The organism is Microcoleus sp. B7-D4 (genome assembly GCF_036705125.1).
GTDB lineage: Bacteria > Cyanobacteriota > Cyanobacteriia > Cyanobacteriales > Microcoleaceae > Microcoleus.
The window spans coordinates 32,245-43,505 of record NZ_JAUBTT010000076.1 but is presented as its reverse complement, the minus strand read 5'-3'; the positions used below and the strand labels follow the sequence as shown (position 1 = coordinate 43,505).

Genomic DNA, 11,261 nt, shown 5'->3' with positions numbered 1-11,261 from the left:
GTCCCGCCCGTCCTTTTTGGACGGGCGGGACGCCCATCCCACAAACTTGTGGAAGTTATTTAATTCTCATTCCTTAGAAAACGAGCAGTGTCCGGGATTTAACGGATGGATTTTGAGCAAAGAAGGGGAAGCATCCCCCTCTCCAAATATCTCAGTTTTTGCCTTCCTAGCTCCACATTCCTATACTTTGGGGGTCGCGGTCTGGATACCTAGAAATAGGAAAATGATTATTTATTTCTGTTGAGTCACATTGATTTAATGGCTCATCTATATCGGTTTGACTTGAGCTATCTACGGCATAGTTTTGCACGGTGTCCGATCTTTCGGCAGCGGCAGGAAGGGCTTTTTGTTCTTTGATTTCAGGTTCAAGCGGAATGAACTCCAGACGCATTCTAAGTTTTCCTTTAGTCCAGTCTTTGCCAGCACTTAATAGCTCGCAATCCAAGCCGTCTGAGAATAATTTTTCGTCTACCAATTTCGCCTGCATAATGGCCATAAATTCGCTGACTTTGAATGTACATTGATACATCAAAGCGCTGGTAGGGGCAGACACAACATCGTCTTCTTGGGGAAATATTGGGGATTCGTCCATATTAATTGTCCTTATTTTAATGAAGGAAGTTCGGCAACGGATTATGTAACGGATGTAACGGATGTAACGGATGTGAGGAAGACCGAAGTTATAAGAAGGAAGAGGGAGTTAATTATTAGAATCTCGCTGGTTGAGTAAGGTGGGAATTGCCCACCCTACAACCGGAGATGAGATTAATCCCGATTCTTTGACTTATCCTGTTCTTCTTTGGCTGATTGGTGGATTAGGAATTAGAAAAACCAACCGTAGGAATGCAAACCTTTGCCTAACAGATTAACGCCTAGATAGCAAATCCAAACTACCACAAAACCTGTGGCAGCTAAAATTGCTGGGCGTCTTCCCTGCCAGCCACGAGTAATGCGGGCGTGCAGGTAGGCAGCAAATACCAACCAAGTAATTAGCGCCCAAGTTTCTTTCGGGTCCCAACTCCAGTATGAGCCCCAAGCTTCGTTAGCCCAAACCGCACCGGCAATAATGCCAACTGTCAGTAAAGGGAATCCTAAACCGATGATGCGATAGCTAATGTTATCAAGAGTTTCTGCTAGATTCAAGCGCTGGGGCGAGAGAAGTTCTGCGGTTTGAGTTGGGGCGGTTGATGCGGTTTGAACGGTGGCTAATTCGAGCACTGCGGTGGTGCCTAAACCGTTATTGTTGGAGTTGAAAGAGGGTTCGCTGAAAACTAAGGCGCTGTCGGCGCTGGTTTCTGCAATTTGAGGTTCGGGGTTTTGAGGGCGTTGGAGGCGGTAGTTGCCGTTGCGGTTGCTGTTGGTGCCGAAAGAACTACCGGTGAGTTCGATTTTTTGGCCGCGGGTGACGATTAAAAAGGCGATCGCCAGTAGCGCTCCTACCATTAAAGTTGAGTAACTTAGCATCATGACGCTAACGTGCATCATCAGCCAGTTTGATTTGAGGGCGGGTACTAGGGGCTCTGCAGATTGCATGGTTGCCGGCAGAGTCAGGGCTGCAAAGGCGGATATTGCCATTGCTACGGGGGATGTCGCTACTCCTACTAAGCGGGAACGACTCATGTTTTCCGCGACTAGGTGGATGGCGGTGATTCCCCAAACTAGGAAAAATAGGGATTCGTAGAGATTGCTTAAGGGGAAGTAGCCGGCTTCTATCCATCGAGAACCGAGTAAAGCGGCGATGGATAGGTTGGCGACGCCCATTCCTGCGGTTCCTAGGGCCCCCAGGTAGGGAATGCCGGGGAATGCTGCGCCAACCCAGTAAATGAGCATTGTGGAGAACAAAACGGCAAAGGAGATGTTGTCCAGCCAGTTCTGGAGTACGACCAGATCCATAAAAATTACTCCGCTAGTGTTTTTACTTATTTTTGCTAACTAGATCGATCGTACTGGCGTTGGGCAGTTTTGGGTTTGAGATTTTGAATTTTTGTGGCAATTCTGAGTTTTTGGCGGTTGTTGAGGTACGGGCGGGCGATCGCGCGGACGCATCAAACAAGCTACTATTGACCCACCAGACGAGTGTAGCCCCGTCAAGTCACACTTGTTGATTCTGGCTGAGGGCTTGAGGTTGGAGGAGTTCCAAGTAAGGAAACACGGAATGCTGATGGGCGAAATTCGATCGCCGATTAACAAAATTAGGACTTACGCACGGGGGGCCAGAAACCGGGTTTTAGGAAAATCCTTCGTTTTTACCCAGAGATTAAGTAAAAAACCCCGTTTCTTGGTCGGGAGTGCGTCTAGGACTGAAAATATAGGATGTTTTTTGATCTGGGGCTATCTGGAATCCTTTAGAATTGATTGAGCTGATTACCCATTTGCTGTTTTTGCAACCAGCAAAAAAACGGAAGCCCCCGACAATCGTTGTGGATACTCCCCAAATTTTAGAGTAAAGCTCAACCTCCCAGATTTATCAAGGCGAGTCAAATCTAAAATCTAAAATCTAAAATCGACTGAGGGTTCGAGCAGTTGCATAGGTTAGAGGAGATGTTGGGTTAATGCGTCGAGATTCAATATTTTACAAGTTATTTCAAGAAGCTCCGACGCTGCTGTTTGAGCTATTGGAAGAGTCACCATCGAATGCGGAACAGTATCGATTTGACTCCGTGGCGGTGAAGGAACCGAAGTTTGAAATTGATGGGGTGTTTTTGCCACCGGATGCTGAGCCTGGAGTTGTATATTTCTGTGAGGTGCAGTTTCAGCGGGATGAATTGCTTTATGAGCGATTGTTTGGTGAGTCGTTTTTGTATTTTTATCGCAACCGTCAGCGATTTACAGATTGGGAAGCGGTGGTAATTTATCCTACTCGATCGACTGAACAATCAGAAACGCATCCGTATAGATCGCTCTTGAACTGCAATCAGGTGCATCGCGTATATTTGGATGAGTTGGGGGATATTGAACAGTTGCCGCTGGGGGTGGCGCTGATGGCTTTGACGACGATCGACGAAGCGAGTACGCCGGAAGTGGCGCGATTGTTGCTGGCGCGATCGCAGCGTGAGGAATCTGAGGCAGCGAGTCGCGCCATAATAGAGATGCTGACGACGATACTGGTTTACAAGTTTACAAGTTTGAACCGAAGGGAGGCAGAGGCGATGTTAGGGATTACGCTTGAGGAAACTCGGTTTTATCGGGAAGCTAAGGAAGAAGGCATCGAACAAGGCATTGAACAAGGCATTGTGCAAGGCATTGTGCAAGGCCGCGAACAAGAAGGAAGAGCCTTGATTTTACGTCAGTTAAATCGCCGTCTGTTAAATCGGCGAGTTGGAACATTACCGGAATCTATCACGACTAGAATTGCTGATTTGTCGATCGAGCAAATTGAAACTCTAGCAGAGGAATTGTTAGATTTTCAGTCGATCGAGGATTTAGAGGTTTGGCTGGAGAATTTGCCGCAGGGAGATTGAAACGAGGTTAGGAATTGCACTTGAGGGGGCGATCGCGCCATTTACGCGCACCAACACATCAAACGTACTCCCCCTCTACTTGCTGGGTTTTGGGGTTCTTTTGGTGCATCCGCCGTTGCTGAGAGGATGTTCAGGGTGCGATCGGGGATGATTCCGGCGGATTAGAAGCGGATTGATGATGGTAGAAGATGTTTTGGGCGATCGAACCCACAGACATATGTTAAATTAGACCTCTTGCAAAAAATAGCTAAGACGGGCTCTCCGGCCCATTCCACAAGAAAAGATGATTTTTGTGGGATGGGCCGGAGAGCCCGTCCTAAAATTTCATTAAAAGGACTTTTGCAAAAGGTCTATTTTCCTTTAGTTTCAGTCCCTCACAGTACCTCCGGCGAACGACTTCTTTTTAAAGCAATAGATAATTGCCTCAATCGTTCGCTAACTTCTAAATTCGATTCTTGTGACTTCAAGTTATCAGGTATTTCAGCAAACAGAAGTGGATTTCCCTGCAACCACTCATTGAGAGCAACGCCAGTCCAAGTACCTTCTTTGTCTCGGAAACTATCAACTAAACCCTTCAGTTCTTGAATACAGTATGACTCAAAACCAGCCGCACTGAAAATTGCATAAATTAAGTATTCTTCAAACGCACTAATATCATTTCCTACCTCAAAAACTACAGCTTCTTCTTGTGGCGATTTTATGTCCTTAGAAAAATCTCCCACTATTTGCGCTGCTACCCCAGCAATTTGTGTTGCTATTCCTGTAACTCCTAATACTTGTTGCCGAATCTCCGAATTAAATAGTAAATCTGAACCATATTTTACATATTTTTTGAGAACCCTAAATGCAGCTTCTTCCCCACTATAGTAGTTATCAATAATTTCAATATCTACCCCTAAACTTTTGATTATTTTATTTCGAGTATCACTATTAACTGGGCCGCGAATCAGCGCTTCAGCCACTGGACGTGCAAAGCGTAAAAATAATACGCTTAAGCTATTCTCTAGTTTTGCTAAAAAATATTCCTCTGAATTTTCAATGAGCCTGGGTTTTACTTGATTACTTTCCCATAATAAACTTGTCATATATTCAACTAATTTTAATGCTTCATCCTTAAGTTCTAAAGCAAGTTGATGAGCAATTGCAGAGAGAAGCTTACTAATATCACCGTACAAATCATCACGCCAAGCAAAATTGGCTTTCATGCGGTCAAACTCTGGATTGGAGTTAGCAAGAAAGATAGTATCTTTCTTTTTAAATGTTTCCTCCCTGAGTTTCTGCATTTCATTGTCAACGATTTGTAAATATCGTTGTCTAAATTTTTCTATTTGAGTGAATGACTTAGCATTAGAACTATCTAAGGATTTGTTTATAACAGAATATTCATAGTATTTTTGTAAATCAGCTTTGATTGTTTCCCATTTTTTATTCCACCATTCGGTAAAGAAAACCCGCCGATTATTTTCTTCAAATAGCTTGGCTTCTTCAGGATTTTCGGGATACTTTTTGCTGACTGTAATATAAATCTGTTCAGAATTGCTGAAAATTTTATTGATAGAAGCTTCGCATCTTTTTTTTAAAATCGAGACACGCTCACTGTTGATATAGTTAAATATTTTTTCCTTAATTTCGGGAATTCCAGTACCATTTTTATTCAGAGTTTCTTCATCGGTAATTCCAGTCAGTCTCTTCAACTGAGCTTCGATATTACTTGCATCCCCAATCTCTAACTTAGTCTGTTCTCCTGCTAAACCATTCAAAATTAGATAGGCTCCGGCTGAACCATATACAATGCGTTCAGGTGGAAGCTTTGCACGCCTTAACCAGTCTTGAGAAGCTTCTTCAATATGTGTTTTAAGCGCCTCTGCACTACCTAATGAATCAATCCGACTTAAAAATACAAAAAGCTTATCAGCAACGGTGACGTTTTTATCGCCAAGTTCGGTAAACTTGATTATTTCTAGTTCCTTTTCTCGGAGGCTAGTAAACCGCTGTACCAATATCACCGCATCACAGTCAGAGAGCATTGCTTGTGCTTCATCAACGTGCTTTGCTAAACCTGAATCTAAACCCGGAACATCATAAAAAACAATCCCTTCAGCCTGAGCAAGTTTGTTAGTATAAAGTCTCGCCTCTAAAACAGCGTGAGCATACTTTTCATCTGCTACATACTTCTTGAGTGGTTCTCTAATATCTTCGAGTCTAGTAAAGGGAAAAGTCAGATTACCTTCTCTTCTTACCTGTTGTAAGGTTATTTCGTTTGTTCGTATAGTATTTAGGTCTTCTTTCGCCCCTAGTTTCTCCAGCTCCTTGAGTAAGTTGATAAACTCTTCTTCGGTTCTCGCTTGTACTTCCAGCCTTTGTTCAGACTCGTTTTCAACTGAATAAATTTGTGTTGTGGTAAATGTGCATCTTCCTCCCTTTGCTGGAAGTAAATCACATTGCAACCAAGCATTAATAAAGGTGCTTTTTCCTGCTTTCTCTAACCCGACAACAGCGATGCGAAACTCGCGTTTTTTGAGTCTTTCAAGTTGGCGGCGTGCGGGTTGTGCTTCTTGTAATAGGATTTGTTTTAATTTTTCTGGAACTTCTGCTTGTGGTAAGTTAGCTAAATTAACCGCGTGTCTTTGGATGTTTAAAGCGTCGGTAAGACGGGTTTCATAGTAAGAAGATGCTGTTTTCCAATCCATTTTGTAGATACTCCTTAAATGCGGTTAAATTTTTCTAATCCAGATAAATTTTCAAGACAAGCTAATTGTTTAACAATACACTGAGCTTGAAGTGGTAGATTCGTCTTTAAATAGTAAGGAATCTTTTTATCAATCAGGTTTCGACCATCATTAATATTGATTCTGAGATAAACTTCTCTTCTACTATCAAGTTGAATAGACTCACCTGTTATTTTTAAATATTGCTCATTTGAGTCAGCAACTTTAACAGTAGTACATAAAAAGTAAGAGGCATTATCTATGAGGTATGTTAGCTCATCAACTTTTAAATTTGAACGGTTTATGAAATTGCTTGCTATAGATGCTGGAATAACAAGACATAAATCAGCAGGAATTGGAGGTGAAAAAATGGGTTGCTCTTTTATTTCTTGAACCGCCGATTTTATTTTATCCTGTTCCTTTTTATCAAGAGTTTGCTTATAAAAAAACAATCCAACGAATGTAAAAGCTGCTGCTACAAAAATCCACTCCATATTTCCTCCTTGAAAATTTTTTACCAGTTTTGCAGGTCGTTTTAATATTGGAATATTTCTTAAAATTGCATCCAACAAGTCATCAATAATTTTATGGTCTTCATCTTTATTAGCATGAGGTTTTATCCCAAAATAATCACATATTTTTCTTGTTTTTTCTTGTTCTAGTGATTGTTCTTCACCAAGTATCATCTGAATAGTCTCATATAAAAGACCTCTTTCAATCCCTTGTATTTGAGGATATATGTTATTACAAACTTGATCATATAGGCTTTTAGGATTTTCGGTTGCCACTAGATTTTAATGCTCCTCTTTTAAAACTTTTTCTAAGCTAGAAAATTCTTCTGCAAGGTTTTGAGCTTTTTGTTGAATAGGTTGCCAAACATTTTTTTGCTTTTCATAATCTAGAGTAATTTCTTGGTTAGCTTTATCAAGTCTGGTTTGATAACGGTCAATAATATCATTCTGAATTTTATCTACATTTTTTTTTAAACAATCAATTTGTTCTAGTAGCCAAGTTGCAATTTTGTTTACTATTTCTGCTTCTCCCTTTTTCGACTGAATAATCCAACCTGTTAGTAAATTTTCCACACTAGGTATTTCGGCATTATCACTAGAGCGTGTTTCATATTTCGTGTCATAAACAGTTTTTTTTGCTATCCATAATGTATACCAAATTCTTTCCTCTCTGGCAACCTGTACGGATTTTTGCCACGTTCCTTTGTTAATAGGAAAACCTGCTTCAAAACGAAAATTAAATGTAAGCTGACTATCAACTTTACTAAATTTAGATTCAGGGAATTTTATGGCTATATTAGGTGCAATATCATTTGCACCTTCTTCAATATAAGATAAGTGGCAATTGAAAAGTTCTACTACTGCCTGATACATTCTATTTAATTCTTGGTTAGAAATTTGCTTTAACACATCCTCCATTACAATATTCAAATGAATAGCTAGTTCATTTAATTCTTCATTTATTTGTTTAAGTTGATTCTTCTCAGAATCAGTTTTTGCTTCCATTATTTTACCTTCTTTAGCTACAGAAGCAGTATAGCCTAAGTTTACAAGTCTGTTTAAGTTTCTTCCTAGCAAATTGACATTTAAAAGATTTGCTTTTTTTAAATTTGTACTGTCTAAGTCTACCTTTCCAGTTTCTAAAGACTTTGCTACTGCTTCTAATACTTGTTTAATTCCTTGACCTAATTCCCGTCTCCATCCATAAAGAGGATATAATTTTTCTCCTAATAGATTATAAGGTTCTACATTCTTAAGTTCTAAAATTGTTGATTCAAGATATAGGACAGGATCATCTTCTGACTGTTCTGCTATAACTTGTTTAATCTTTGTATCTATTCTTTCAAAGGGATCTCTTAAGTTTGTATCGCTTCTTTGTAAGAAACGCTCAATTAATAATCTAATTCGTGAGATATTTTCGCATTCCTGTTGGTAGTGTTCTTCTGAACTGCTAAGAATGGCCGTGGTTGTTTGTACGGCCCACTCTGCTACAGCATTTCCAGCAGCTACATTAAAACGTTCTATAGCTTGCGGTATTACTAACTGTGGGAAGTGTTGAGTAATATGTTCCTTTAAGTGCTGCTGAAACTCTTCTGCATAAGATTTTTTCCATAATGCTTCAGCAACTCGGTTTCGGTCGTGTCTAGACCATTTTTGTACGTTACGTGGCAGGTCTTCTAATATATCTTCATCAATTAATCCATTGAAATTGTTATCCGCTTTTTTACACGCATCAACACTGAATATCTCATCATAATTTTGGATCTGAAGAGCCAGTAAAGCTGGCCATGTACTAAGTTTGACAACCTGCAACTTCTCAATATCTTCTGTATATTCTTTTAATTGGTCAGTCAATTCACTTTTAATACTGCAGATAGCATTTTCAAAAAAGCGATTTTCTGTGTCAGGCCAATTTCTATCGGCTCGAAAAACGTCAATCCGATTCAGAGTAAAGAGCATACGTGCAGGGGAACCCCCTAAATCTTTTACCTGCTGTACAACTTCTTGCAGTAAACTTTTTACTTTATGTGCATCGGTTTCTGCACTATTGTATGTGACTATGCACAAGGCCTCTCGGCACTGTTTAATAACATCTGCGTTACCTCGATCGCCCACATAGGCCAAACCAGGTAAATCAAGAATTTTTACCCTTGTTCCTTGTGGTAGTTCCAGTTGAGACTCTTTGACAAGCCTGAAAGGGTAAAATATTGTAGATTGTGGGCAAGCTAAATTCGGTTGTTTTTCTCTGTTTTCGATATAACTTATCATTACTTGGTATAAGCGCTGATAAATTTTTTCGTCTCTGATACCTCTCCACTCTCCACATTCCCACAATGCTCCTGGTGTTTCATGGATTATTAGAGACTTTTCCTTGCTATATTCGATAGTGACTGCCCCTGCGCTCATTTCACTTACGGCTACGGGGACAATTTCGGCTCCACATAACAAATTTACCAAAGTGCTTTTCCCGCTACTGGTGGTTCCTGTAGTCGCCAGAGTCAGAGTCGGATTACGAAGTTGATCAACCAGAGTGCTTAAAGCCTCGTCTAATTTACGAGAAAGTTTTTGTATTTCAGGCTGATATGTATCTGGTAAATGTTCGGAAATTTCTGTAGAAAAATTATTCCAGGATTTAGCAAGCTGTTGAGCTTTGAATTCTACTTCGTCAAAAACTTTGTATAATTGTTTACTCATGTGTTAAATACTGGTGTTGATAGTGAATATGTATTCTAGTTAACATATTTGAGTCGCAAGTCATAGAGGGCTGACAGCAGCACTGTTTAATTATGACTCTAGGTATAATACTATAACCTGTCAAGAGGCGATCGCACTTTCTTTATTTAAATAAAGTTACAAACAGGCTCTTCATATTTTTGCAGGTCTTCAATTAGATTATCAGCGGGCGTTGCTGAATCCAGGTCTGAAACGATCGCACACACGCCGAAGGAGCACTCTAAATTGCGATCGATTATACCCATATTCCCCAACCCCGCTGATCGAAATCTCGCACAATTAGCCAACAATCGATCGACTAAAACAAACCTTATTACCAAGGATTGCCAATCATTCTAAAAGCAGACCAATAATAAGGATGAGAGAAATTCTGAGTCGTCGTGTTTGCCAATTCCGGGGGTAACGGCAGATTGCCAACAGAAGTGTGCAGCATCCCCCCTTCAATTCGCACTTCTCCCCGCAACATCGCTAATTGCGCTTGCCGCAGTGCTTCTGTTTTAATCGGAGCAGTTTTTAACTGCCCGTAAAACTCCGTCATCAACCCCAAACTGCCCTCGTCGCTGACATACCAAAGAGTCGCCATAGCCGATTTAACCCCGGCTTGCACGGCTAACCCGCCAAAGCCCAACTCGGCCTCTCGATCGCCCACAGCAGTCTTGCAAGCACTCAAAACTAACATTTCAACTTGCGGGCTGTGCCAATTCATTTGCCGCAACTGATCCAAACGCAATTTAGTATCCCACAACTGAATAAAGGATTGGCTGGGCTCTCCAGCTCGAAATTCGGCGTGGGTAGCCAAGTGAATCATCCCAAAAGGATACTGCTGGCGCTGCGATTTCAAATTAGCCAGGGTGAAAGCTTCGTTCAAGAAAGACTTGCCCGGCCACTGCTGCGGCGTGATTGTCGATACTTCTAGTTCCACCGCAGGCAAAGGACTCATCTCTGGAAATTGCGACGCCCCCATTGCCAGAACTTGGGTATTTTTAAAATTGGTGGCGCTGGTATCCGTCAAACTCAGACTTGGCATCGATCCAACACTGTAACGCTCTACCAGAAAGCCTTTGCCGTCGTGCAGGGCGCTCATCGGTATCGATCGCAACCCCATATCTGAGATAAAAGATAAATTCTCAATGCCTTTGGCTTGCAACTCTGCTTCGAGCGGCGCTACTATCCACTTGTAGAGCTGCTGAGCCAAGGGCAAATAACTTTTTGTGTTGCGCTTTACCGGATTAGTCAGTTCAGCCCGAAATCTCTCCATAGCTTGCATTACCTGGGCGCGAGAGGTTCCAGAGATGCGCTGGCGAACGGGTACGCCTTCCGGGGCGATCACCATCATTTCCAGTTCGTCAGAGGCTTGAATTTGCTGTTCTACGCGCAAGATGGGGGAACTGCTGTAAGGCCGATCGACTGTAGAACCCCTGGGTACAAAGCTGATATAAATGAGAGCTGGTTTGATGCCTGTGGCTTGTTGGACACTGCGAAGGGTAATTTGGGCATCTTCTAGGGTGGCGAGCGCAGTTGTTGATGGCAAATTTAGGTAATCGACAAACTCGCTGGTAAATCTCTCCTCCACGGGAAAAATAACAGCGCCGAGGTTAGGTGGCAACTTGGAAGCGTCAAGATTCGCAGACGCGGGAGGTGAATTGCGCTGTTGCAAGGAATTAGATATCTGGTTTTGCTCTTGCAAGCTGGGCGAAAATAAAGGATTTGTGCTAGGCGGCTGGTTGGCTGCGAGTTCCGGTATCGGTGCGAGATTTATCGGCGCAGCAGCAGGCGCAACCACTGGATTGGGAGTAATTGTGGGTGCGATCGGCAAAACATTGGGTACCGGCGCTGGATTTGGAGTA

The 11,261-nt window shown here is 41.8% G+C and carries 7 protein-coding genes; 1 reads left to right on the top strand and 6 read right to left on the bottom strand.

The genetic code is table 11. The features are described from left to right. Positions 1 to 166: 166 nt before the first annotated feature. Together QUB12_RS26445 and ccsB are read right to left on the bottom strand one after the other, a co-directional pair. Positions 167 to 592: a KGK domain-containing protein gene (locus tag QUB12_RS26445; RefSeq protein ID WP_333144731.1), complete on the bottom strand. Its 426-nt coding sequence runs from the start codon at positions 590 to 592 to the stop codon at positions 167 to 169. 230 nt (positions 593 to 822) lie between these two features. After that, positions 823 to 1,893 carry a c-type cytochrome biogenesis protein CcsB gene (gene ccsB, locus QUB12_RS26440; RefSeq protein WP_333144732.1) on the bottom strand — a complete coding sequence of 357 codons (1,071 nt, stop codon included), beginning with the start codon at positions 1,891 to 1,893 and terminating at the stop codon, positions 823 to 825. A gap of 659 nt (positions 1,894 to 2,552) precedes the next feature. On the opposite strand from ccsB, the gene QUB12_RS26435 reads away from it, so the two are divergent. After that, a complete protein-coding gene (locus QUB12_RS26435) occupies positions 2,553 to 3,461 on the top strand; it encodes an Rpn family recombination-promoting nuclease/putative transposase (RefSeq protein WP_333309153.1) in 909 nt (302 codons plus the stop codon). Between the two features lie 374 nt (positions 3,462 to 3,835). On the opposite strand, the gene QUB12_RS26430 is transcribed toward QUB12_RS26435, so the two are convergent. The 4 genes from QUB12_RS26430 to QUB12_RS26415 form a co-directional block, all read right to left on the bottom strand. After that, complete coding sequence (locus QUB12_RS26430; RefSeq protein WP_333309151.1) at positions 3,836 to 6,151, bottom strand: dynamin family protein; 2,316 nt, start codon at positions 6,149 to 6,151, stop codon at positions 3,836 to 3,838. Positions 6,152 to 6,165: 14 nt separating this feature from the next. Continuing rightward, positions 6,166 to 6,957, bottom strand: a complete 792-nt coding sequence (locus QUB12_RS26425) for a hypothetical protein (RefSeq protein ID WP_333309149.1) — start codon at positions 6,955 to 6,957, stop codon at positions 6,166 to 6,168. A 6-nt stretch (positions 6,958 to 6,963) separates the two neighbouring features. Continuing rightward, complete coding sequence (locus tag QUB12_RS26420) at positions 6,964 to 9,375, bottom strand: dynamin family protein (RefSeq protein WP_333309146.1); 2,412 nt, start codon at positions 9,373 to 9,375, stop codon at positions 6,964 to 6,966. A 352-nt stretch (positions 9,376 to 9,727) separates the two neighbouring features. Continuing rightward, positions 9,728 to 11,261 (bottom strand): CHAT domain-containing protein (locus tag QUB12_RS26415; protein WP_333144736.1); only part of this gene is annotated, 1,534 nt, incomplete at its 5' end.

Bases quoted from the DNA above. Each gene is read 5' to 3' on its own strand.
- QUB12_RS26445 (WP_333144731.1), bottom strand. From the start codon at position 592: ATGGACGAATCCCCAATATTTCCCCAAGAAGACGATGTTGTGTCTGCC.
- ccsB (WP_333144732.1), bottom strand. From the start codon at position 1,893: ATGGATCTGGTCGTACTCCAGAACTGGCTGGACAACATCTCCTTTGCC.
- QUB12_RS26435 (WP_333309153.1), top strand. From the start codon at position 2,553: ATGCGTCGAGATTCAATATTTTACAAGTTATTTCAAGAAGCTCCGACG.
- QUB12_RS26430 (WP_333309151.1), bottom strand. From the start codon at position 6,151: ATGGATTGGAAAACAGCATCTTCTTACTATGAAACCCGTCTTACCGAC.
- QUB12_RS26420 (WP_333309146.1), bottom strand. From the start codon at position 9,375: ATGAGTAAACAATTATACAAAGTTTTTGACGAAGTAGAATTCAAAGCT.